This is a genomic window from Pelomonas sp. Root1444 (assembly GCF_001426885.1).
GTDB lineage: Bacteria > Pseudomonadota > Gammaproteobacteria > Burkholderiales > Burkholderiaceae_C > Pelomonas.
Window position 1 is genome coordinate 25948 of sequence record NZ_LMFP01000001.1, and the last position, 23278, is coordinate 49225.

20 protein-coding genes are annotated in these 23278 nt (G+C 70.8%); 9 read left to right on the forward strand and 11 right to left on the reverse strand.

Annotated features, from left to right (window positions below; genetic code table 11):
* Positions 1–30: 30 nt before the first annotated feature.
* The 8 genes from ASD35_RS00010 (at position 31) to ASD35_RS00045 (ending at position 10720) form a co-directional block, all read left to right on the forward strand.
* On the forward strand, positions 31–639 hold the full coding sequence (locus ASD35_RS00010; protein ID WP_056872859.1) for a PEP-CTERM sorting domain-containing protein: 609 nt from the start codon (positions 31–33) through the stop codon (positions 637–639).
* A 35-nt stretch (positions 640–674) separates the two neighbouring features.
* A complete protein-coding gene (locus ASD35_RS00015; protein WP_056872860.1) occupies positions 675–1748 on the forward strand; it encodes a hypothetical protein in 1074 nt (357 codons plus the stop codon).
* 87 nt (positions 1749–1835) lie between these two features.
* Positions 1836–3206, forward strand: coding sequence for a TolC family protein (locus tag ASD35_RS00020; protein ID WP_162254399.1), 1371 nt, complete (start codon positions 1836–1838; stop codon positions 3204–3206).
* The gene (locus ASD35_RS00025) at positions 3203–4915 is read left to right on the forward strand and encodes an HlyD family efflux transporter periplasmic adaptor subunit (protein ID WP_056872862.1); all 1713 of its coding nucleotides are present in this window, start codon (positions 3203–3205) and stop codon (positions 4913–4915) included. Before ASD35_RS00020 ends, ASD35_RS00025 begins: the two co-directional genes overlap by 4 nt.
* A 164-nt stretch (positions 4916–5079) precedes the next feature.
* Positions 5080–7242, forward strand: coding sequence for a M50 family metallopeptidase (locus ASD35_RS00030; protein WP_056872863.1), 2163 nt, complete (start codon positions 5080–5082; stop codon positions 7240–7242).
* 174 nt (positions 7243–7416) lie between these two features.
* On the forward strand, positions 7417–9417 hold the full coding sequence (locus ASD35_RS00035) for a DEAD/DEAH box helicase (protein WP_056872864.1): 2001 nt from the start codon (positions 7417–7419) through the stop codon (positions 9415–9417).
* Positions 9414–10208: an efflux RND transporter periplasmic adaptor subunit gene (locus ASD35_RS00040; protein ID WP_056872865.1), complete on the forward strand. Its 795-nt coding sequence runs from the start codon at positions 9414–9416 to the stop codon at positions 10206–10208. Before ASD35_RS00035 ends, ASD35_RS00040 begins: the two co-directional genes overlap by 4 nt.
* A 5-nt stretch (positions 10209–10213) precedes the next feature.
* Positions 10214–10720 (forward strand): hypothetical protein, encoded by a 507-nt coding sequence (locus ASD35_RS00045; protein WP_056872866.1) that lies wholly within the window; start codon positions 10214–10216, stop codon positions 10718–10720.
* Here ASD35_RS00045 and ASD35_RS00050 read toward each other — a convergent pair.
* The 8 genes from ASD35_RS00050 to ASD35_RS00085 all read right to left on the reverse strand — a co-directional run bounded on the left by ASD35_RS00050 (position 10689) and on the right by ASD35_RS00085 (position 18043).
* A complete protein-coding gene (locus ASD35_RS00050) occupies positions 10689–12146 on the reverse strand; it encodes a radical SAM protein (RefSeq protein WP_056872867.1) in 1458 nt (485 codons plus the stop codon). The genes ASD35_RS00045 and ASD35_RS00050 overlap by 32 nt on opposite strands.
* Positions 12143–12886, reverse strand: coding sequence for a prolipoprotein diacylglyceryl transferase (locus ASD35_RS00055; RefSeq protein WP_200955994.1), 744 nt, complete (start codon positions 12884–12886; stop codon positions 12143–12145). Before ASD35_RS00055 ends, ASD35_RS00050 begins: the two co-directional genes overlap by 4 nt.
* Complete coding sequence (locus ASD35_RS00060; protein ID WP_157275281.1) at positions 12883–13140, reverse strand: hypothetical protein; 258 nt, start codon at positions 13138–13140, stop codon at positions 12883–12885. The genes ASD35_RS00055 and ASD35_RS00060 overlap by 4 nt, the downstream gene beginning before the upstream one ends.
* On the reverse strand, positions 13137–15035 hold the full coding sequence (locus ASD35_RS00065) for an MFS transporter (protein ID WP_082579775.1): 1899 nt from the start codon (positions 15033–15035) through the stop codon (positions 13137–13139). The genes ASD35_RS00060 and ASD35_RS00065 overlap by 4 nt, the downstream gene beginning before the upstream one ends.
* Entirely contained in the window at positions 15032–15814 is a 783-nt protein-coding gene (locus ASD35_RS00070; RefSeq protein ID WP_056872869.1) for a DUF2145 domain-containing protein, read from the reverse strand. Before ASD35_RS00070 ends, ASD35_RS00065 begins: the two co-directional genes overlap by 4 nt.
* A complete protein-coding gene (locus ASD35_RS00075) occupies positions 15811–16233 on the reverse strand; it encodes a hypothetical protein (protein WP_056872870.1) in 423 nt (140 codons plus the stop codon). The genes ASD35_RS00070 and ASD35_RS00075 overlap by 4 nt, the downstream gene beginning before the upstream one ends.
* 14 nt (positions 16234–16247) lie before the next feature.
* Entirely contained in the window at positions 16248–16700 is a 453-nt protein-coding gene (locus ASD35_RS00080) for a YiaA/YiaB family inner membrane protein (protein ID WP_369819182.1), read from the reverse strand.
* Between the two features lie 119 nt (positions 16701–16819).
* A complete protein-coding gene (locus ASD35_RS00085) occupies positions 16820–18043 on the reverse strand; it encodes an amidohydrolase family protein (RefSeq protein ID WP_056872872.1) in 1224 nt (407 codons plus the stop codon).
* Positions 18044–18170: 127 nt separating this feature from the next.
* On the opposite strand from ASD35_RS00085, the gene ASD35_RS00090 reads away from it, so the two are divergent.
* Complete coding sequence (locus ASD35_RS00090) at positions 18171–18968, forward strand: helix-turn-helix transcriptional regulator (protein ID WP_056872873.1); 798 nt, start codon at positions 18171–18173, stop codon at positions 18966–18968.
* Positions 18969–19143: 175 nt separating this feature from the next.
* Here ASD35_RS00090 and ASD35_RS00095 read toward each other — a convergent pair whose 3' ends face one another.
* Genes ASD35_RS00095 through ASD35_RS00105 form a run of 3 tightly spaced genes read right to left on the reverse strand, consistent with a single transcriptional unit; the run spans position 19144 to position 22697 of the window.
* Entirely contained in the window at positions 19144–19827 is a 684-nt protein-coding gene (locus ASD35_RS00095; protein WP_056872874.1) for a CAAX prenyl protease-related protein, read from the reverse strand.
* 57 nt (positions 19828–19884) lie between these two features.
* On the reverse strand, positions 19885–21411 hold the full coding sequence (gene treF, locus ASD35_RS00100; RefSeq protein ID WP_200955995.1) for an alpha,alpha-trehalase TreF: 1527 nt from the start codon (positions 21409–21411) through the stop codon (positions 19885–19887).
* Positions 21412–21440: 29 nt separating this feature from the next.
* A complete protein-coding gene (locus ASD35_RS00105; RefSeq protein ID WP_082579777.1) occupies positions 21441–22697 on the reverse strand; it encodes a sugar MFS transporter in 1257 nt (418 codons plus the stop codon).
* Between the last annotated feature and the right edge of the window lie 581 nt (positions 22698–23278).

A 23278-nucleotide genomic window follows, 5' to 3' on the forward strand; every position in this document is an offset into this window, starting at 1 on the left:
GAAATTGCGCGAATGATCACAGGCCTATCCATGAAGCATCTGACCCGTTCCTGTTTGTCCACCCTCGGCCTGTGCCTGGCGCTGGCGAGTTCTTCGGCGTTGGCGGGCACGGTCGAGACCCGCTTCGGCGCGCTCGACGGCCTGGGCATCGGCCTGAGCCACGGGGCGACGTTCGCCGTCGACGACCTCGTCAACCCGCAGCCCGATGGCACCAACGACTGGACCGATGGCGGGTTCACGGCGTCCCTCGGCGTCAGTTGGAGCGGCACGCTGACGGGGGCGTCGTTGCAAATCTTCTCTGGCGGTTGGGGCCTGGAAGGCGATGCTGGCGTCTACCTGAACCACCAGCTGGTGGGTTCACTGACGAACACGGATGGCGATGTGAACGGCCTGGGCAGCAACGTGGCCTGGCTGGACAGCTTTGACCTGGCGGCGTTTCTGGGTGCCATCGGCACCGACAACAGCATCGAAATTCGCGCCACGCCGGGTGATGGCGGCAGCCTGGGTTACATCAAGCTCACGCTGCAAACCCGCGACGCCACCGGCAACACCGTCCCCGAACCCGCCAGCCTCGCCCTCGCCGGCGTGGCCCTTGCCGGCGCCCTGGCCACGCGACGCCGCCGCACCCCTGGCGGCTGATCCAGAATCGAGGCCCCCCGGCCTCGCCCCGACGCATGAACAACGACCTCAGTCTCTGGGACGGCGCACTGCTGCTGCCCGCCAGCTTCGATCAAGCCTGCCTGGGCCTTGAGCGGCTGGAGGCCCAGCGGCCGGGGCCCAACCCCAAGTTCCTCGCCTTGGCGCAGGCGCTGCAGGCCCAGCCTCGCGTGGATGCCGGCTGGTCGGCCCCGCTGGTCGAGCGGGTGCGGCGTGCGCCGGAAGCGGTCTGGAACCTCAGCCTGCCTGGCGACGATCTGGTCTCCGCTCTGCAGGCCGTCGTCAACCAGGCCACCGCGCTGGGCCTGGTTGTCTTCTCCGAGCCGTTGGCCATGGTGTTCCTGCCGGGCGGTGGCGTGCTGCCGCCCGAGATGCAGCCGCAATGGGCGGAGCTGACGGCCCAGCTGCAGGACTCACCGCCGCTCACGAAGACCGAGGTGGCGCAGCTCACCGCCACGCTGCTACGCGAGCGGCTGGCGCCCCATGGCTTCGTGCCTCGCATGATCGGCACGGGCTGGGATGCCGGGTTCGTGCGGCCCACGCTCGACGGCTACCAGAGCGTGCAGATGCGCGTGACGGGGAGTGGCCCCGATTTCAAGTGCATGCTGCGGTGCGGCCATCGCAGCGACGAGGTCGAAGCGATCTTCGAGGAGATCTTCGGCAACGAGATCCGGATACCGGAGACCTTCTGGTTCCACCCGACCGCGTTTGTCGGCGCCAAGTCCGGGTCGGTGCCCATCGAGAACTCGGGCGAAATCCGGGCACTGCTCGACCTCTTCGACCGCCACGCCCTGCCGGTGCTCGAACTGGCGCGCCAGCCTGGCGGCCTGGATCAGGTCATGAACCAGCCGCAGCTGTTCCCGTTCGACTACCCAGGCCTGCATCCGCTAGCGTCGCAGAACCTGGCCGATGAATATGTCTCCTATGGCCGCAACCTGAGCCTGAAGCCGCTGATCGTCGCCTGGCTGGCCAGGAACCCGGCCTTCGAGGATCGTTTGGCCGCGCTGCGCACGTTCGTCCAGGGGCGTGCCGACGTGTCCGAGGCCGACATTGCCCGCGTCGTGGATCATCTGCGCGCCTTGCCGGCTTGATACCAGCCGGACGCCAGCTCCGGGGTGCCGGCACCCGCCGCGTCACCACCTGCCCTGTGTTCGACCCACACCGCTGACTCCGCCTTCGTGCCGCGCCTTCCCTCCTCCCTCGTGATCCTGGCGCCGGCCCTGCTGCTGTGCGCGGCGGCCGCCTCCGCCCAGACGCTGCCCGAACTGGCCGCCCGCGCGCTCGACGCCGACCCCGCCGTGCGCGCCAGCAGCGCCTCGATGCGCGCGGCCGAGGAGCGCCTGTTCCAGGCCAAGGCCGCCTATGGTCCGACGGCCAACCTGACGGCGACGACGAATGAGACGCGCTACCGTGAGGCGCCCGCCGGCGAGATGCGGCCGTTCAAGTCCGACCAGTACGTCGTGCAGGTCAACCAGCCGCTGTGGCGCGGCGCGCTGTACCCCGCGATGCAGGCCGCGCGCAGTCAGCTCGAACAGGCCGACAGCGCACTGATGCAGGCCCGGCTGGAAGCCCAGCAGCGGCTGGCCGAGGCGGTGCTCGAAGTCTTCAAGGCGCGCGACGTGCTGGCCCATGCGACCGCGCTCCGCGAGGCCTACGGCGAGCAGCTGGCGGCGGCGCGGCGCAGCTTCCAGGTGGGCCGCGCCGCGGCGCCCGAAGTGCGCGAGGCCGAGGCGCGCGTCGACAACGCGGTGGCCCAGGTGCTGGCCGCCGAGGCCGAGCTGGACCTTCGCCAGCAGGTGCTCGCCGAAGTGGCTGCCGGCCCGACGCCTGCGCTGCTGGCGCGCGCCGTCGCGGCCGAGGCGCTGCCACCGCTGCCGGCCGACAGCGTGCTGGCCTGGCTGTCCCGTGCGGAGGCCGAGAGCCCATCGCTGCGCCAGGCGCGCCTGGCCGTTGAGGCCGCCGAGGCCGAGACGCGCAAGGCATCGCTCGCGCACGCGCCGACGGTGGACATCAACTACAACTACACCCACTCCAAAGACACCGGCACGGTGACCAGCATTTTCCCGCGCCGGGGCACTTCATCGGCCGTCGGCGCGACGTTGACCATCCCGTTGTTCGCCAGCGGCGCGACGCAGTCCAAGGTGGCCGAAACGCTGGCACTGCGCGACAAGGCCGCCGGCGAGCTGGACCTGGCGCGCCGCACGCTGGTCATCGGCGTGCGCCAGGCCTTCGTGGCGACGCTGTCGGCGTTGTCGCAGGCCCGGGCGCTGGGCACGGCCGAACGCTCGCAGGCGCTGTCGGTGCGGGCCAACCAGCGTGGCTTCGAGGTCGGCATCAAGACCAACGCGGACGTGCTGGAGGCCCAGGGCAAGCTCTTCGAAGCCCGGCGCGACCTGTCCCGCGCGCGGCACGACGCGTGGGCGAGTTATTTCAGGTTGAGGGCGCTTGCCGGCGCGCTCGGCGAGGGCGACTGGCAGGCGCTGGATGCGCAGTTGGTGGCGCACCAGCCGAACGAGATGGGTCGCGCGCGCGACCGGAGCGGGTCATGAGCGACCACGAGGTCGTGCTGCCGCCGCCATCCGCGACACCCCAGGCCGCCGAGCTGGCGCCAGCGCTGGCGATGTGGCTGCAGCGCCTGCATGCCGCAGGCCTGGCCTGCCAGGGCGTGGCGCTGTACGCGGCCGATGCGGCCTGGCGGGCACCCTTCGAACGCGAGGACGTTGCCGGGGCCTGGGCCGAGGCGCGCGTGCGCGTCACCCGCGACAGCCCGGTCGCCCTGAGCCGGGTGGCGACGGGTGAGCTGCTGGTGGGCACTCACCTGGCGCTGCCCAGCGGCCAGCCCGGCATCGTCGGCGCGCTGCTGAGCCCGCCGCACAACGACCGCAGCCTGCAGCTGCTGCTGCTGTCGTTGGGCTGGCTGCAGCTGACGCTCTCCGCCGCCAGCCTGGCGCACAACCAGCGCGCGGCCGAACTGCTGGAGCTGATGGGCCATGTCGCCTCGCAAAAGGAGGCGCGCGGCGCGGCGCAGGACTGGGTCAACCGCACGGCCGCCTGGGCGCGCCGCGAGCTGCCCCCCGAGGCGGAGCTGCGCCTGTCGCTGTTCGAGGTGCGCCATGAGCGCGCACGCTGGTGGGTGGCGGCCGACGTGGCGCATGCCGAGACCGGCAGCCCGGCCGTGCGGGCGGCCACGGAGATCGCCCAACGCGCCTTTGTCGAAGGCCGTGAGTTGGTGGAGCGCGAGGTCTGGGCGCTGCCGTTGCTCAACCAGGGCGAGGTGGTGGCCGTGCTGGTCGCGCAGGGCCAGACGCCGCCCGCAGCCCAGCAGGTGTTGCGCACGAGCGCGGCGTTGGCGGAGCCGCTGCTGCGCCACTGGCGCACGGCGGAGCTGCCGCTGCCGGTGCACGCCTGGCGCGCGTTGCGCCGCGTCGGCGCGCGGCTCAGCGGCCCGGGCCACTGGGCCTGGAAGGCCGGCGCGGCAGCGGCCGTGCTGGTGCTGGCCGTGTTGCTGCTGGTGCCGGTGGACGACCGCGTCACCGCGCACACCGTCATCGAGGGGCGCACGCGCCAGCTCGTCACCGCGCCTTTCGAGGGCTTCATCGCCGAGGCGCTGGTGCGGCCGGGTGACCGGGTTCGGCAGGGCCAGGTCTTGCTGCGGCTGGACGATCGCGACCTGAAGCTGGAGCAGGCCAAGCTGCGCGGCGAGCGCGACCAGGCCGCGGGCAGGCTGCGCCAAGCCATGGCCGACCGCGAGGCCGCCGGCGTCGCGCTCGCCAGCGCCGAGCTGCAGGGCGCCGAAGGCCAGCTCGCGCTGGTGGAGGCGAAGCTGGCACGCGCGCGGCTGGTGGCGCCCATCGACGGGCTCATCGTCACCGGCGACTGGGTGCAGCAGGTCGGCGCGCCGGCCGAGCTGGGCAAGGAGATGTTCGAGATCGCCTCCGAGGGCTACCGCGTCGTGCTGCATGTGCCCGAGCACGACATCGCCCGCGTGCGCACCGGCCAGCGCGGCGTGCTGCGCCTGGCTGGCCAGCCGCAGGACGGCCACGACTTCGAGCTCAGCCGCGTGACGGCCACGGCCAGCGTGCAGGACGGCACCAACGGCTTTCGCGCCGAGGCCGCCTGGGTGGGCGACGTGCCGCCGCTGAGCCCCGGCATGCAGGGCGTGGCCAAGGTGGTGGTCGGCACGTCCAACCTGCTGACGATCTGGACGCGCGAGTCCCTCGCCTGGCTGCGGCTGAAGCTGTGGCAGTACTGGATCTGACATGAAGCCCCTCGCCCAGTCTTGCCCCGCTGCACGCGGGCAAGCCCGGTCGGGCTCCCTCCGGGACGGCGATGCTTGCGGCATTGGGCCGCAAGCACATCGCCAGTGCGGGCCGGCTTGGGTGTGGCCCGGCGCTCGACCCGCATCTTGTTGGGGGTGCTGACATGCAGGCGCTGCTCTCCGAACACTGGCACGCGCTCCGCCATCTGAGGCCCAGGCTCAGAGACGGCGTCGAGCCGCTGCACCGCCGCCTGCGCGGCCGCTCGTGGGTGCTGCTGTCCGACCCCGTCAGCCAGCGCTTTCACCGCATGACGCCCGAGGTCTGGCGGGTGCTGTCGCTGTGCGACGGCCGCCGCACGCTCGATCAAGTTTGGGATGCCGCCTGCGCGGCGGCCAGCGAGGACAACGCAGACGGCGGCGCCAGCATCTCCCAGCACGAGCTGGTGCAGCTGGTGTCGTCGCTGCATTCCAACGACCTGCTGCAGACGCAGGTCTCGCCCGACGCCGGCGAGGTGTTCGAGCGCTTCGAGCGCCAGCGCAAGGCCAAGTTCAAGCAGAACTGGCTGAACCTGATGAGCCTGCGGCTGCCGCTGTTCCACCCCGATGCCTGGTTCGACCGGCAGACGGCACTGGCGCGGGCGCTGTTCAGCCTGCCTGTTGCGCTGCTGTGGCTGGCCCTCGTCGTGCCGGCCGCCGTGCTGGGCGCTCAGCACTGGCAGGCGCTGACCGAGAACCTGTCGGACCGGGTGCTGTCGGCCAGCAACCTGCTGCTGCTGTGGTTCGTCTACCCGGTCGTCAAGGGCATCCACGAATGGGCGCACGGCCTGGCGGTGAAGGCGCGCGGCGGCACGGTGCGCGAGATCGGGCTGCTGTTCATCATCTTCACGCCGGTGCCCTATGTGGACGCCACCTCGTCCTATGCCTTCCCGTCCAAATGGGCGCGCGCCCAAGTGGCGGCCGCCGGCATCCTGGCCGAGCTGGCGCTGGGCGCGGTGGCCGTCTATGTGTGGCTGGCGGCCGAGCCGGGGCTGGTCACGGCCATCGCCTACAACGTCATCCTGATCGCCGGCGTGTCGACGCTGCTTGTCAACGGCAACCCGCTGATGCGCTACGACGGCTACTTCATCGCCACCGACCTGCTGGAGCTGCCCAACCTGGCGCAGCGCGCGCAGGCCTACTGGGTGTATCTCAGCGACCGCTTCCTGTTCGGCGCCAAGGATGCCGAGCCGCCGCTGGCCTCGCAGGGCGAGCGCTGGATCCTGTTCCTGTACGGCGCCATCGCGCCGGTCTACCGCTTCCTCATCACCGTCGGCCTGATCTGGTTCGTCGCCAGCGAGTACCTGCTGCTGGGCGCCCTGATGGCCGTCATGGCGGCCTGGCAGGCGCTGGTGGTGCCCATCTGGAAGGCCTGGAAGCACCTCGACGAAGGCGGCTCGCTGGCGCGCCAGCGCGAGACGTCCAAGCGCCGCGCGCTGCTGTTGCTGGCCGGCGTGCTGGGCTTCCTGGGGCTGGTGCCGCTGCCGTTCTACTCGGTGCACCAGGGCGTCATCTGGCTGCCGGACGAAGCGCTGGTACGGGCCGAGGCGCCGGGCCAGATCAGCGCCGTGCAGGCCGACGCGGGCAGCGCCGTGGCGCGCGGCGCGCCCATCCTGAAGATCGACAACCTGCCGCTGCAGGCCGAGCTGACGCAGGCCGCCGCGGCGCTGGCGCAGACCGAGGCCACGCTGCGCCGCGCCGAGGTGGCCGAACCGGCCAAGGCCATCCCGCTGCGCACCGAGCTGGCCGCAAGGCAGTCCCGTTACGACGAGGCGCGTGCCCGCGTCGCCGCGCTGGACGTGGCTGCCGGCAGCGCCGGCCGCTGGGTGCCTGACGCCCCGACCGAGCTGACCGGCCGCTCGGTGAAGCGCGGCGAGCTGCTGGGCTACCTCGTCACCGGCCCGACGGACCGCGTGCGCGTGGCCGTCACGCAGGAAGACGCTGGCATGGTCAAGCGCCGTGCGCAGGCCGTGCAGGTGCGCCTGATGCAGGCGCCGCACGCGATGCTGGATGCGCGTGTGCGCCGCGAGGTTCCGGGCGGCGGCTTCGAGCTGGTGTCGCCGGCGCTGGGCTCGTCGGGAGGCGGCGAGATCGGCGTGGACCCGGCCAAGGAGGGCGGCAAGCACAGCCTGCGCCGCGTGTTCGATATCGAGCTGCAGCTCGACAAGCCCTCGCCGAGCGCGGTGTTTGGCGACAAGGTCTGGGTGCGCTTCGACCTGGGCGCCACGCCGCTGGCAGCGCAATGGCTGCTGCGCCTGCGGCAGGCCTTCCTGGCGCGCCTCAATGTCTAGAGTGACATGCCCCTCGCCCGGTCTGGCACCGCTGGACGCGGGCCAGCCCAGCCGGTCCCCCGAGGGGACGGCGATGCTTGCCGGATCGACCGGCAAGCACATCGCCCACCGGGCCGGCTTGGGACGGCCCGGCGCTCGGCCTGAAATGCAGGGTCATCCACTGCGGGTGGCGCCATGACGGTCATGACGAGCGACCTCCGTTGGATTCGTGCGCTGGCCGGCCCCGAATTCCGCCGCGCCGACACGCTGCGTGACGAGCGCGGCGACGAGAGCGGCAAGAAGCTGGAGCGCTGGTTGCGCGACCTGCCGGGCTGGCTGCCGGTGCGCAGCGAGCCTGCGTCGCGCATTGCCGCGCTGAACGCCGCCATCGCCGCGCTGCCGCTGCGCGAGGCGAGCGAGGAGTCGCTCGTCCGGCAATTGCATGACGCCATGGCCGCGTTGCGCGCCGACGCGAACGACGACGCTGCATTGGCCCGCGCGCTGGGCGCCGTTGGCGAAGCCGCCCGCCGCACGCTGGGCCTGTGGCCCCACCCGGTGCAGTTCGCCGGCGCGCGCATCCTCATCACCGGGCGCCTGGCCGAGATGCGCACCGGCGAAGGCAAGACGCTGGTCGCCGCGCTGGCCGCCACCGTCATGGCCGCCAGCGGCGCGCGGGTGCATGTCGTCAGCACCAACGACTACCTGGCCGAGCGCGACTGCGAGGAGATGCGGCCGCTGTTCGAGTTCTTCGGCCTGGCCGGCGGCTTCGTCAAGGGCGGCATGGAGCCCGACGAGCGCCGCACGGCCTACCGCCATGCCGTCTGCTACGTCAGCGGCAAGGAGCTGGTGTTCGACTACCTGAAGGACCGCCTCGCCGGCCACGGCCTGCTGCCCGGTCGCGTGGCAGGTGTGCGCGGCTTCGTCAGAGGCGACGCGCCCGAGCCGCTGATCCCGGCGCTGCATTTCGCCATCGTCGACGAGGCCGACAGCGTGCTGATCGACGAGGCGCGCACGCCGATGATCATTTCGCAGGAGGCCGAGGGCATCCATGAGCCGGCGCTGCTGGCCTGGGCCATCGGTGCCGCGCGGGCCTTGCGCGACGGTGAACACTTCTCGCTGAAGCTGGCGTCCCGCGAGGTCGAGCTGAAGCCCGGCGCGCTCGACGCCTGCCCGCCCCTGCCCGACGGCGTGCGCCCGGTCTGGCGCGCGCGGCCCTGGCGCGAGCAGCTGCTGCGCCAGGCGCTGACGGCGTTGCATTTCTACGCGCGTGACCAGCACTACATCCTGGCGCCCGGCGAGAAGCCCGAGGACGGCCTGAAGGTGCAGATCGTCGACGAGAGCACCGGCCGCGTGATGGCCGACCGCAGCTGGGAGCAGGGCCTGCACCAGCTCATCGAGGCCAAGGAGGGCGTGAAGCTCACCGCCGGCCGCGACACGCTGGCGCGCATGACCTTCCAGCGCTTCTTCCGCCGCTACTACCTGCTGGCCGGGCTGACCGGCACCGCGGCCGAGGCCGCGCGCGAGCTGTGGGCGACCTACCGGCTGCGCGTGCGCCGGCTGCCGACGAACAAGCCCATCCAGCGCCGCGCGCTGCCGGCGGCCTGCTTCGCTAACGCATCGACCAAGTGGCAGGCGGTGGCCGACGACGCCATCGCCGCCGCCGCGCGCGGCCAGGCCGTGCTGGTGGGCACGCGCAGCGTCGAGGCCAGCGAGGCGGCCGCGGCGGCGCTGGCCGAACGCGGCGCCGAGGTCGTCGTGCTGAACGCGCGCCAGGACGCCGAAGAGGCCGCCATCGTCGGCCGCGCCGGCGCGTCGGGCCGCATCACGGTCGCCACCAACATGGCCGGCCGCGGCACCGACATCAAGCCCGACGCGACGGCGCTCGCCGCCGGTGGCCTGCACGTCATCCTGACCGAATACCACGAGTCCCCGCGCGTGGACCGCCAGCTCTTCGGCCGCAGCGGCCGCCAGGGCCAGCCGGGCACGGTGCGGGCGCTGGTGGCGGCGGATGATCCGCTCTTCAGAACGCTGCCGGCACCGCTGCGCGCCGCGCTCGCCCGCGGCCAGGGCCTGGCGCTCGCCGTGCGCATCGCCCAAGGCGATGCCGAACGCCGCGCCTGGCAGATGAGAAAACAAACCTTGCGCCAGGACCGCGAACTCCATCGCATCATTGGCATTGCCGGTTCCACGACATGAAGCCCACGCCCCTCCTTCTCTCCCTGCTCAGCCTGCCCGCCGTGGCGCAGGACTACGACTGCATGATCGAACCCGCCCAGACGGTGGAGATCCGCAGCCCCGTCGTCGGCATCCTGGAGCGCGTGCACGCCCGTCGCGGCGAGGCCATCCGCCAGGGCCAGGTGCTGGTCAGCATCGAGAGCAGCGTCGAGTCCAGCGCCGCGGAGTCGGCCAGGGCGCGCGCCGAGGCGCAGGGCCAGGCCGAGATGTCGCGCGCCAAGGTGAATGCGCTGCGCGAGAAGGCGCGGCGGCTGCAGGACCTGCTGGCCGAGGAATTTGTTTCAGCGCAGGCGGTTGAAGACGCGCAGGCCGAACTCAAGTTGGCCGAGGCCGAACTGAAAACGGCCACGGAGAACAACCAGATTGCCCGCCTCGACCACCGCCAGGCCGTCGACCAGCTGCGCCGCCGCCAGATCCTGGCGCCGTTCAGCGGCGTCGTCGTCGACCAGTACCTCTACCCCGGCGCGCTGATGGACAGCAGCGACACCAAGAAGCCGGTGCTGAAGATCGCGCAGACGCATCCGCTCAAGGTACAGGCGCTGCTGCCCGTCAAGGCCTTCACGCGGGTCAAGCCGGGGCAGATGGTCAGCGTGACGCCCGAGGCGCCGTTTGCCGACAAACCCATCCAGGCCAGGGTGCGCACGGTGGACCGCGTGCTCGACGCGGCGGCCGGCACCTTCGGCATCGTGGCGGAGATCGACAACGCCAAGGGTGAACTGCCGGCGGGGCTGCGCTGCAAGGTCAGGCTCTGATCTTCATGCTCAAACACCTGCTCGCCCCGCTGCGCTGGACGGTCCGGGTCTTCTTCGCGCTGCTCATCCTCTTCGAGGAATGGGGCTGGGAGCCGCTGCGGCGCGTCTTCGCGCTGATCGCGAAGCTGCCGGTCATCCGGCAGTTCGAGGCGTTGCTGAAACGCCTGCCGCCGCGCTGGGCCTTTGTCGTGCTGGTGCTGCCCAGCCTGCTGATCCTGCCGGTCAAGCTGCTGGCCGTGTGGCTGGTGGCCGAGGGCCGCGTGACGCTGGGTATTGCCGTCATCGTCGCGGCCAAGTTGATCGGCACGGCGCTGCTGGCCTGGTTGTTCCAGCTCATCCAGCCCGCGCTGATGCAGCTGCCGTGGTTCGCCCGCGTGCATGCACGCTGGACCGCCTGGAAGGCCGAGCTGCTGGCCTGGGTGCGCGCCAGCGCCGTGTGGCGCACGGCACGGGCCATCAAGCTGCGCGTCAAGCGCCTCTTCAGGCGCGCACGAGAGGTGCCGCCGGCCTGAACTGCAGGCGCTGCTCGCGCTGCGCGTCGATCTCGGCGCGGATGGTCGACAGCTCGGCCTGGCGCTCGTCGCGGTAGAAGAGGTTGTAGGCCTCGAACGGGATGAGCCGGCCGTCGGGCCGGGCGATGTGGATGCAGCTCTTCTTCAGCGCGCGGATGTCCAGCGATTGCGCGTCCATGAACTGCACGATGAGCACGCGGAAGACGTCGCGGTAGCTGAGCTGCGGCGCGTCGATCTTGGGCAGGCAGCACAGTAGCTCGGACAGGCAGTTGGACTGGCTCTCGGGCGAGTGGTTGGTGGAGAACAGCTTGAAGACCGAGGCCTTCAGCGCCGGGTCGCCCTCGAAGACGATGGTGCTGCGGTCGCCGCTGAGCAGCGTGGCTGCGTCCAGATAGCGCGTCAGCGGTACCAGGCCGTTGGGGCCACGCAGCGCGTAGGCCATGGCGAGCGTGTCGGGGTTGCAGGGCACCGGCAGCACGTCGGCCAGCGTGAAGATGCCGCTCTGCTCGGCGATGCGGCGGCGCAGTTCGCTGACGGTCAAGCGATGCTTCGCTGCGTCGTAGGCCTCGACACGGCCGGCGTTCTGGATCGGCTGCAGCGTCACGCCGCGCACGCAGCTGTAGCGCTGGCCGTGGCGGATCACGTCGCCGATCTCGTCGTCATTGATGCCGCGCTTCACCGTCATGACCAGCGTCGTCGAGATGCCCAGCGCGTCCAGCCGCGCCAGCGCCGCGTCGTGTGGCCCGCGCAGGTCGGCGCCGCGCAGGTCCATCAGCGCCTCGCGCCTGAGCGAGTCGAACTGCAGGTAGACCTCCAGCCCCGGCGCATAGCCCGCCAGCCGCTCGGCGAACGCGGCGTCCTGCGCAATGCGCAGGCCATTCGTGTTGACCATCAGGTGCTTGATGGGCCGGGCCTTGGCCGCGTCGAGGATGTCGAAGAACTGCGGGTGCAGCGTCGGCTCGCCGCCGGAGATCTGCACGACGTCGGCCTCGCCCTCGCTGGCGACGACGGCGTCCAGCATCGCGATGACTTCTCCCATCGTGCGGTGCGACAGCCGCTCCGGCCCCGAACCCGCGTAGCAGGTCGGGCAGCGTAGGTTGCAGTGGTCGCTGATCTCGATGAGGGACAGGCAGCTGTGCTGCATGTGATCGGGGCACAGGCCGCAGTCGTAGGGGCAGCCGTACTTCATCGGCGTGGCAAAGCGCTGCGGCATCTCGGGCGGCTTGACGAAGACCTCGCGGCATTGGCGGTAGTAGCCGGCGTCGTCGCTGACGAGCACCCGCTCGGTGCCGTGGGCGGGACACCACTTGTCCATGTAGACCCTATCGTCCTTGATGACGATCTTGGCTTCTACGGGGCGCAGGCAGGTCGTGCAGACCGACTGCGTCGTGTCGTAGAACAGGTAGGGGCGGACCTTGCGTGTCATGGCGTGGCCAATCGAGGTGGGCGGCGCCAGGCGCGCAGCACGAGGGGCGTGTAGGTGGCCAGCGCGACGAGGCAGGTCCACTGGATGCCCGACAGGCCCAGCGGATAAGCGACCGGCACGGGCTTGAGGAACTCGACGGCGAAGCGCCACAGCAGGTAGGCGCTCAGGAACAGCTTGAACGCCAGGCCCGGCGTGGGCAGGCGGGCGCGGTGCAGCGCCAGGCCCAGCGGCAGCACCACGGCGATCTCGTAGAGCTGCGTCGGGTGGCGCGCAACGCCGTCGCCGAAGTCCACGCCCCAAGGCAGCGAAGTCGGCAGGCCGTAGGTGTCGTCATGCAGGCCGGCGAGAAAGCAGCCCACGCGGCCGATGCAGAGGCCGATGGCGATGGGCAGTACCATCGCGTCGCCGGTGCTGCGGGTCTGGCCGGTCAGCTTCTTGGCGATCTCCACGCCTATCAGTCCGCCGAGCAGGCCGCCGACGATGCTCTGCCCCGGGAACATCAGCGCCCCGCCGCGCCACATGGTCAGTGCCACGTCCGGCCGCTCGATGAGGAAGACGAGCTTGTTGCCGATGGCTGCGCCGATCAGCAAGCCCACCAGCAGGCCGAAGTTGCCCGGCGCCAGTGCGCCGCCGCGCTGCTGCTGCCGCATCGCGCGCCGCCACAACGCCGCGCCGACGGCCATGCCGGCGTAGGCAAAGGCCGTGTGGACCCAGGCGGCGGTGGTGGCGTCGGTGATCAAGCGTCGCGCTTGAGCATGCGCGACAGCTTGCGCGCGCAGAGCCAGGTGAGCATGCCGCCGATCAGCAGGCTGGGCACGGAGATGATGAGGAAGGCGCCCGAGTAGTTCTCGACGCGGCTGGAGAACATGTCGGGCAGCGTCATCACCGTGAACGCCGCGCCACACAGGCCCGCGAGGCCGAAGCCCAGCGTGGCGACGATCAGCAGGCTGATGAGCACCATCCGGCCGAAAGAGGTTTGGGCATCCGTGCTCATGCCACCGCTCCGCTCAACAGCGCCTGCACGCGTGTCTTGAGGCCATCTGGGGACACGGCCGTCGTCGGCAGCGCTTCACCGACGTTCAAGGACACCCGGCTCCAGAACCCGCGCCGCAGCGGCTTCGCCATCGCCTTGCCACCCTCGACGCGCGAGAAATAGCTGCCCCACAGATTGCCCAGCGCCATCGGGATGACGGGCACGTCGGGCATGCCGTCGATGAGCTTCATGACGCCGCCCTTGAACGGCTGCAGTTCGCCGTCGCGCGTGATGCCGCCCTCCGGGAAGATGCAGACCATCTCGCCGTCGGCCAGCACGGCGCGGGCGGCGGTGAAGGCGGCTTCATAAGTCGCCGGGTCGGTCTTGGCCGGTGCGATGGGGATGGCCTTGGCGAGCCTGAACATCCAGCCCAGCACCGGCGTCTTGAAGATCTGGTGGTCCATCAGGAAGCGGATGGGCCGCGGGCTGGCGGCCATCAGCAGCACGGCGTCGACGAAAGAGACGTGGTTGCAGACCAGCACCGCCGGGCCGGTGGTGGGGATGCGCTCGTCGTTGACGATGCGAAAGCGGTAGACCAGCCGCGTCAGCACGAAGGCGACGAAGCGCAGCAGGTACTCCGGCACGATGAGGAAGATGTAGAACGCCACGACCGCGTTGGCGATGCCGACGGCCAGGAAGATCTGCGGGATGCTCAGGCCCGCGCTCAGCATGACGCCGGCGATGACGCTGCTCGCGATCATGAACAGCGCGTTCAGGATGTTGTTGGCCGCGATGATGCGCGCCCGGTGCGTGGGCTGGGCGCGCAGCTGGATCAGCGCGTACATCGGCACGCTGTACAGGCCCGCGAACAGCGCCAGCAGCGTCAGGTCGGCCAGCACGCGCCAGTGCGCCGGCACGCTGAGGAAGGCGCCGACGCTGTACGGCGCGCTTGCGGCCAAGCCGCTGGCGGCGAAGTAGAGGTCGATGGCGAACACGCTCATGCCGATGGCGCCCAGCGGCACCAGGCCGATCTCGACATGCCGCTTGCTCAGCATCTCGCACATCAGCGAGCCGATGCCGATGCCGATGGAGAACACCGCCAGCAGCAGCGACGCGACCTGCGGGCTGCCGTGCAGCACTTCCTTGGCGAAGGCCGGGAAGTTGCTGAGGAACACCGCGCCGAAGAACCACATCCACGAGATGCCCAAGAGGGACCGGAACACGGCCAGGCCTTCATGCGCCAGCTTGAGGTTGCGCCAGGTCTCGGTGATGGGGTTCCAGTTGATGACGAGATCAGGGTCGGTCGACGGGCTGGGCGGAATCGCTTGCGCGGTGGCGCGGCCCAGCACGGCGAGTGCCAGGCAGGCCCAGGCCACATGCTGCGGCCCGACGACCGGCGTGTCGACCAGGATGCCGCCCGCCAGCTGGCCCAGCAGGATGGCCACGAAGGTGCCCATCTCCACCATGCCGTTGCCGCCGGTCAGCTCGCGCTCGCTGAGCTGCTGCGGCATGTAGGCGTACTTGACCGGGCCGAACAGCGTGGAGTGCAGCCCCATCAGGAACACGCACAGCAGCAGCACCGGCACGTTGGCCGTGTAGAAGCCCCAGCCGGCGATGGCCATGATGGCGATCTCCAGGCTCTTCACCAGCTGCATCAGCCGGGCCTTGTCGTGCTTGTCGGCGAGCTGGCCACTGGTGGCCGAGAACAGCACATAGGGCAGGATGAACAGCGCGCCGATGACCAGGCCGGCGTGGCTGGGCGGCAGCCATTCCAGCTGCAGCTGGTAGGTGATCATCAGCGTGAACGCGAACTTGAAGACGTTGTCGTTCGCGGCGCCGAGGAACTGCGTCCAGAAGAAGGGCGCGAAGCGGCGCTGGCCCAGCAGGGCGAACTGATTGGGATGCTCGGTGCTCATTGCTGGACGAGTTGTGAGGGTTGCGAAAGGCCGGCGCGCGGCAGCCAGGCGAACATCGAGTCCACGGTGACCGTGTCGATGTGCCGGGTCATGCGCCGCGCGGTCGGATGATCGTCGAAGGCGATGTTGGCCTGCGTCAGCCGGCCGCCCAGCCGCTCCAGCGCGGACAGGCGCAGGTCGGTGGGCTGGTAGCCCTGGGCCTTCAGCCAGGCCTGGGCGTCGCGGCGGCTGTTGACGTTGGGCGCGGCGGCGGCCGCCAGCGTTTCGAGCACCCATTGGTTGCTTTGCTGGTAGGTCGTCGCGAACGGGTAGGCCACCATGCTGTAGCGGCGCTCGTTCAGCCGCGCGACGCGGGCGTTGTCGGCCAGCACGGGCAGCAGCGCCTGCTGCAGCTCGGGCTTGAGCACGACGAAGGCGGCGTCGTAGCGGTGCGGGCGGTCCAGGAAGAACTCGCCCAGGCCTTGTCGGTACAGCGCCGCGTGGTCGGTGCCGCAGTGGTTGAGCTTGTGCATCACGCGCCAGACCGATGGTTGCTGGTGGGTGTCCTTGTAGACAAAGCCCAGGTGCGACCACTGCAGGCCGTACTTGCTGAGGTCCTGCCCCGCGCGGGCCAGGATGGCGACCTGGGCGCCGCTCGCGTCCAGCTGCCGTGCGGCGGCCTGCGCCAGGCTCAGCCCCTGCTCGACCTGCTGCGTCGTCTGCGCCTTCTCCTCGCAGGGGCGGCCGGCGTGGGCGGCCGTAGTTGCGGCCAGCAGCACCAGCGCGGCGGCGCGCCTCACCGCGTGACCTGCTCGTTGTGCAGCAGCGCCTTGCCGATCTCGTTCGGGATGAAGGCGATGACCTCGCCGGCCACCGACAGCACCGTGCCCGCACCGATGACGCTGACCGCCACCGCCGCGCCGGTGGACACGACCACGCCCTTGGCAAGCTGGCCGGACGTGCGCAGACTGATGCGGGCACCGTCCGACGCGCGCTCCAGCACCCAGACCGTGACGCCGCCGACGACCTCGACGCTGACGACCACCAGCGTCACGCCGGCCGACAGGATGGCCGAGGGCGCCACGCTGAGCGCCGCGCCGGTGGCGCTGACGGCCACGACGGAAATCGCCACCGGCGCCACGGAGATCGCGCTGAGTTCGGATTGCGCGTGTGCCGAGAGGGCCAGCGACAGCGCGAGGGCGGCAAGCAGGGGTTTCATGGGGTGGGTCCTTTTCACAGCGTTTCGGTGTCGCCGGCCATCGCGTCGCGGCGGCCTTGCATGCGGGCTTCCATCAGGTCGGCCTCGTGCGCGTCGCGCAGCATCTTGGCCAGCGTGAAGACGTTTGAAATGAGGTACAGCCAGCAGACGCCCAGGTAGGCCTTCCACACCGGCTGTATCTCCATGCGCCACAGGCCCCAGCCCGTCAGGCCCATGGCCAGCACGAAGCCGGCCCACACGACGACGCGCCACATGGGGGTGTCGACCTGGCGGCCCTGGTTGTCGCGGATGAACTTGGCCAGCGCGAACGCCGTGGACAGGCAGAACACATAGCCCATCACCATGAAGGCGCGGTCCAGATCCTGCCCCGGCAGCCAGGCCAGGCCGGAGGCGCACAGCAGCACGCTGATGCCGAACGAGACCCAGACCTGCAGGCGCCAGGCGCTGGTGTCGCGACGGATGGTCATTGGGGAAGGCATCTCAAGAACTCCCTGTGGTTTGGAATGGCCGCGATCTTGCGTGAAGCGGCCGGTGTCGGCCTCGGGAATAGTTCCGAGGCGCGTGGCAAGCGCCGAAAGGTAGCGCTTCATGACACCGACGGGCGTTGGAAGTGCGCCCGGGTGGCAAAGACGGCCGGTGACAGGCGCGCGCCGCGCCACCGGGCCAGGCGCTTGAGGGCCAGGTCGAACAGCAGCGGGTTGTGCTCGCGCAGGGCATCCAGCGCGGGCGCATCGGCGGCGTCCAGTAGGCCGGCGCTGACGAGGACAGGCAGGCGCACCGCGGCGGGGATGCCCGGCAGCGGGTAGTCCGAACCGTGCAGCAGGCGCGGATGCCAGTCCTGGCGCGTGAGCAGCGTGCGGCCCACGTCGGGATGGCGGTTGGTCTGCAGCGCGACGGAGATGTCGCCCAGCAGCCGGCCGTCCCAGTCCTCGTCCATCAACCGGGTGAACAGCGAGAAGGCCGGCGTCTCGCGGGGACGTTTCTGGTCCAGGTCCAGCGCGTTGCCCAGGGACGCGCAATGCGCGATGACCACGCGCACGCCGTGTTCGAGCGCCGAGCGCACCAGCAGCGGGTTGCCCAGCTCGTCGCGGCCGGCGCCGGGCACGGCGCGCTCCTCGCCGCAATGCACGATGACGGGCAGGCGCGCGGCGGCCAGGCGGTCGTAGAAGGGTCGCAGCCTGGCATCGCGCAGGTCGATGTTCATGCTGGACGGCAGCCACTTCAGGGCGACGGCGCCGCCGGCCAATGCCGCGTCCAGTCGCGCCAGCGCATCGGGCCGGTAGGGGTGGATGGACGCCACCCAGGCGAAGCGCTGCGCGTGCTCGGCGGCGATGCGGGCCGCATAGGCGTCGGGCACATGGAAGGTGGTGTGCGCGGCATGCGGTCGGCCGGCGCTGTCGCAGGCGTGGTCGAAGGCGAACAGCATCCAGCGTGCGCCTTGCGGGAAATCGGCGGCCAGTGCGCACAGGCGCTCGACATAGGCGCGGTCCACGCTGGGCGCATCGGCCGGCACGCAGGCGGCGTTCAGGATGAAGCGCTTGCGCAGCATCTCCATCGGGTGCCACCACTGGCTGAGCTGCGCGTTGACCGTGCAGCCCGAGCCGGAGTCGCCGGTGCCCAGCAGGTGGGTGTGCACGTCCCAGAGCTGCTGTGGATCAAGGCCAGCGAAGGTGCGCTCGACGAGCGGCCGCAGCGGCTCCGGCAGCCCGCCGCGGCAGGGGTTGAGCAGGCCGGCGCGGGCCGGGCCGGCGAGGGAGGTGAACAGGCCGGCGGCTGCGCCGCAGCACAGCAGATGGCGTCGGGTCAACATGACGATGGCGCTCGGGCAGTGAAGAAGGCCGCGAGCTTCGTGGCGAGGCGGGGCGCCGGCCGCGTTTTTGTCGTGCCGGCGCGGCGGTTGCGTCCGATGGGGGCGCCATGCGCTACCGTTCGCGCCCATGTCGAGCACCCAATCCCTCGTCGCGCTGATCAAGGGCGAGTTGAAGAGCCAGGGCATCAGCTATGCGGAGCTGGCCCAGGCGCTGGACCTGTCGGAGTCCAGCGTCAAGCGCATGCTGGCGCCGGGCGGCGAGATGCCGCTGTCGCGCGTGGACGAGATCTGCCGCGTGCTGAAGCTGGAGTTCGCCGAACTGGCCAGCCGCCTCGCGGCCCAGGCGCCAACGCAGCGCGAGCTGAGCCTGGAGCAGGAGAAGGCCGTCGTCGCCGACCCCAAGCTGCTGCTAGTGGCCATCTGCTGCCTGAGCCTTTGGGCGCTGGAGGACGTGCTGGCGCGCTACCGGCTCAGCGAGGCCGACGCCATTGCCGCGCTGGCCAAGCTGGACCGGCTCGGCGTCATCGAGCTGCGGCCGGGCAACCGCTACAAGCTCAAGGTCGCCAAGACGCTGCGCTGGCGGCCGCAAGGCCCGGTGATGACCTTCTTCCGCGAGCGCGTGATGGCGGACTTCTTCGCCGGTGGCTTCGACGGCGAGGGCGAGCTGCTGACGCTGGTGCACGGCGAGTTCGGCGCCGGCCATGCGCGCGAGCTGGCCGAGCGGCTGCAGCGCGCCGCCGACGACTTCGCGCGCCAGCACCTGCTGGACCAGAAGCTGCCGTCGGCCGAGAAGCGGCCCTACAGCGTCGTCATCGGGCTGCGGTCGTGGGTGTTCGAGGCGTTCCGGGATCTGGAGCGGCCAGGACTGGGCCAGCGCAAGGGCGAGATTGGCGGCGCGCGGGGGCCTGGCCGGGTTGGCGGCTAGGCGCAGTGCGCGGCCAAGGCCCTTCGCCTTGGCAAGCGCTGCAACGACGCGGCCGGCGCGGCGAGGCCTCCGCCCGAAGGGGCATCGCCTGGCCACGACGGGTGGCGCGTCATCGCGCAGGCCGGGTCGGCCAGGGGATGACGCGCCGTCAAGCTTGCCCTTGTGCTGACCCTGCTCACCAGAACTCCCAACGCCCGGTCCGGATGACCCAGATGCCCAGCAGCCCGTTCGTCACTGCGTGCGCGATGACGGCCGTCCACAGCTTGCCGGTCTGACGGTAGAGCAGCGCATACGCCAGGCCGGCGACGATGGCGGCCAGCCACAGCGTGTGGGCCAGCGTGAAGACGAAGGTGGACAGCGCCACAGCCTTGAGGCCGACGGTCTGCGGGTCGACGCGCTCGAAGCCGGGGTGCTGGATCCAGCGCATCAGGAAGCTGCGCCAGAACAGCTCCTCCATGACGGGCACCACCAGCGCCGCGCCGGCCAGGCGCAGCGCGATCAGCGGCCAGATCGGCTGGCCGGCGCTGTCCAGCGGCACGAAGGTGGCGGTGGCGGAGCCCAGCTGCATCCAGGGCGCGTCCAGCTGCACCCAGATGGCGAAGACGGCGATGCCGACGACGACCGCCCAGCCGGTCTGGCGGGCGTCGGGCAGGTTCTGCCGCACCAGCTCGCCGTAGCCGCGCCAGTACCAGGCCAGCAGGCCGCCGACGATGACGGTCTGGGCGCCGTAGATCCAGCGCGCGTCCACGCCCAGGTCGGCCGGCAGGTAGCCCCGCAGCGCCAGCAGGGCCATGAAAACGACGAACGGGACGCAGCGGGCGAGGGCGGCGGGGCTGAGCGCGGGCGTGTCGGCGGGCATGTGGCGCCAGCTTAGCCCGAGCCCATGGCGGCACAGGCCGCCGCGGCCCCCTAGACCTCAGGGGTTGGCGGCTTGCAGCAGCCCGTCGCTGAGCGCCGCGAACACGCCGTTGGTCCAGCCGAAGCCGTCCTGCGTTTCGTACTCGCCGCCGCCGCCGGGGCGGTCCTCGGCAACGTCGTACTTCTCCAGCAGCCGGCCGGTGGCGAGGTAGACGCGCTGCACGCTGGTGCACCAGCGCCGGGCGATGTCGCGGGCCAGCGTGGTGTGGCCGTAGCGGGCCAGGCCTTGGGTCGCCATCCACTGCAGCGGCGCCCAGCCGTTGGGGGCGTCCCATTGCTGGCCGGTGGCCAGCGCCGTCGTCAGCAGGCCGTTGGCGCCGAGCAGATGGCGCTGGACCTGCGCCGCCATGGCGTCGGCCTGGGACGGCGTGGCCAGGCCCAGGTAGAGCGGCACCAGCGCCGCGGCGGTCAGCGGTCGGAGGTCGGCGGCGTTGCGCCAGTTCAGGTCGGCGAAGTGGCCTCCCATCCCGCCATCCTTGGCGCGCCAGAAGCGGGTTTGCAGCCACCGGGTGCGCGTGGCGGCGCGGGCCTCGAAGGCGCTGGCGGTCGCCGTGTCTCCGGCGCGGGCGGCGCCCAGCGCGATGGCGCCTTCCAAGCCGGCCAGCAGCGCGTTGAGGTCCACCGGCGCCAGCGCGGTGGTCTCGATGGTGGCGATGTCGGCCGGGTCGGCGCACCAGCGGCCGGAGAAGTCCCAGCCGCTTTCGGCGCCGGCGCGCAGGTCGCGCCAGACCTGTTCGTGCGGCCGGCCGCTCGCTTCGGCGGTCTCGACGTCCTCGCGCCAGCTCTCCTCGCGGGGCGTGTCGCGGTCGTCCCAGTAGCGGTTCAGCAGCGCGCCGTCGACGGTGCGCAGCGCGCGGCGATGGGCGTGGTCCGGTGCGAGCGTGGCCTCGCCGTCCATCCAGAAAGCGTGTTCAGCCTGCAGCGATGGCAGGTGCTTGGCGAAGCCGGCGGCCGGGTCGTCGGCATGCAGCAGCTCGACCATGCGGAAGAAGAACGGCGGCTGCGAGCGGCTCAGCATGTAGCTGCGGCTGCTGTTGGGGATGAAGCCGTAGCTGGCAATCAGGTGCGCGAAGTTGGCCAGCATGTGCTCGGCCAGGTCGCGCCGCCCGTCGGCGACGAGGCCCAGCATCGTGAAATAGCTGTCCCAGTAGTACAGCTCGCGGAAGCGCCCGCCGGGCACTACGTAGGGCCGCGGCAGCGCGAGCAGGCTGTCGCCCTCGGCAGCGGTACGGTGCTCGCGCACCAACAGCGGCCACAGCGCGCGGATGTGCTGGCGGATGTGCCCCGGGTTCGTCGGGCGCGGGCCGGCGGGCTCGTCATGCCCGGGCAGCACGAAATGCGCTTGCACGAAGTCGGCCAGCGAGAAGCCGGGCGAGTGGCGCTCGACGTCAAAGCGGGCGCGGATCAGCGCGGGCGCCGCCTTGGGGCGCGCATCGACGAAGCTCTTGCCGTCGGGGAAGACGCGCGCCATCTGCACGGCGACGAACAGCTCGCCGTAGAGCGCTTGGGGCGTGGCGGTGGCCAAGGGCTCAGCAGGGCTCGGGCAGGAAGAGGTCATGACGCAAGACGCCGGCGCAGCCGGGCGAGGGAGACGGCGAGGGCCGCGACGGGCACGAGCAGCAGCGCAAAGGCGGTCGCGCCATCGAAGGCGACGAACAGCCGGCCGGTGATGAAGCTGCCCAGCGTGCCGCCCAGCGCGGAGAAGACGACGATGAGGCCGGTCATCGCGGCGTGCTGGCGCTGCGGCAGCGCACTCAGCATGGCCGAGTTGATCGCGGGGTAGATGGGCGCCAGCAGCAGGCCCGTCAGCGGCAGCAGGTAGGCCGCGGGCGGTGCATTCAGCCAGCCGGCGTCGGCGCCCAGCGGCGTGATGTTGCGGGACAGCGGCAGCGTGATGAGGATGAGCACCGCGATGCCGACGAGGCAGGCCATGACGACCGCGAACCAGCCCAGCCGGCCGATGACGGCCGCGCTGGTCAGGCGGCCTAACGCGGTGGTCGCCGGCATGATGACCGCCAGGCCCACGCTCATGGCGGTGGGCAGGTGCAGCACTTCGTTGTTGAAGCTGGGCAGCCAGGTGGAGATGCCTTGCTCGATGAGCACATAGAGGAAGGCCGACAGCAGGAACACGGCGACGAGGCCCATCTTCAGCAGCGGCGCCATGGCGAGCAGGTCCTGCCGCAGCGTGGTGTTTGGCGACTGGATGGGGCCTTCGTCCAGCGGGCTGACGAGCAGCAGCACGAAGGCCGCCGCGGCGATGCCAGCGAGCACCGGATAGACCTGCAGCCAGCCGGTGCCTTGCGCGCGGGCGGCGTTGCTGAACAGCAGGAAGCCGCCCAGCACGCCGACCATGAACAGGCCTTCGAGCAGGTTGGTGAAGCGCGCGTGGCCGGCCTTGTCGTGGGTGACGAGGCCGATCATGGAATAGGCCGAGACCTTCACGAGCGCGAAGCCGGCGCCGAGGGTGCTGAACAGCAGCTTGATGGCCCAGAACGCGGAGAGCGTCGGCATCAGCGCGCAGGTGACGCCGACCGCAGCGACGGCCAGCAGCATGGATTTCTTCAAGCCCAGCCTGGGCAGGAGCGAGGCCACCAGGAAGGACGTGATGGCGATGGGGAGGTCTTTCCAGGCGTCGAGCAGCGCCGCGTCTTGCCTGGCGACGCCGAGGGTCTGCACGACCAGCAGGTTGACGGCACCGACGCTGTTGAGCAGGGCGCCGAAGAGCATGTAGATGAGGATGACGGCCAGCTTGATGCGCAGCGTGCTGGTGACTTTCCCGGCTGTGCGCGGGGAGTGGAGTTGGGTTGTCATGGGGTGCTTTCAACGGGCAATCTATGGGAGGTGCCTCGTTGCGCCTGGTTGATGCCGAATGTGGTGCCGGGAGTCCGCCCCGGCGGGCGGGTAACTTTCTTCTGCGGCGCCAGAAGAAAGTCACCAAAGAAGAGGCGCTGAACCGCACACGATCGCGACGACGCCATGAGCGGCGCGCGAGAACGCCCACTGGCATTGCGCCCCGACGCGAGCCGCTGCGCTCTCGCTGCTGTCCCTATGACGAGCACCATCCACCGTCCCTTCACGCCGGTTAACGCCGGCTGCACGCCGGGCTTATCAGCGAATGCGAATGCGGCGTCGCTGGGGCGACGCGTCGGACGGGTCAGCGCGGCTGAATGCGGCGCCCGAGCGCCGCTGTTTTGGCATTCCTCGTGAGCCCGGCGTGCAGCCGGCGTTAAGCGGGCAGGTGGTGCGATGGATGGTGCTGGTGACAGGGACAGCGGCGAGAGCGCAGCGGGTCGCGTGTGCGCGACAGCCGTTGGGCTGCTGCACGGCGCAGCTCGTGCATGTGGTGCTGGTGTGCGGTTCAGGGCCTCTTCTTTGGTGACTTTCTTCTGGCC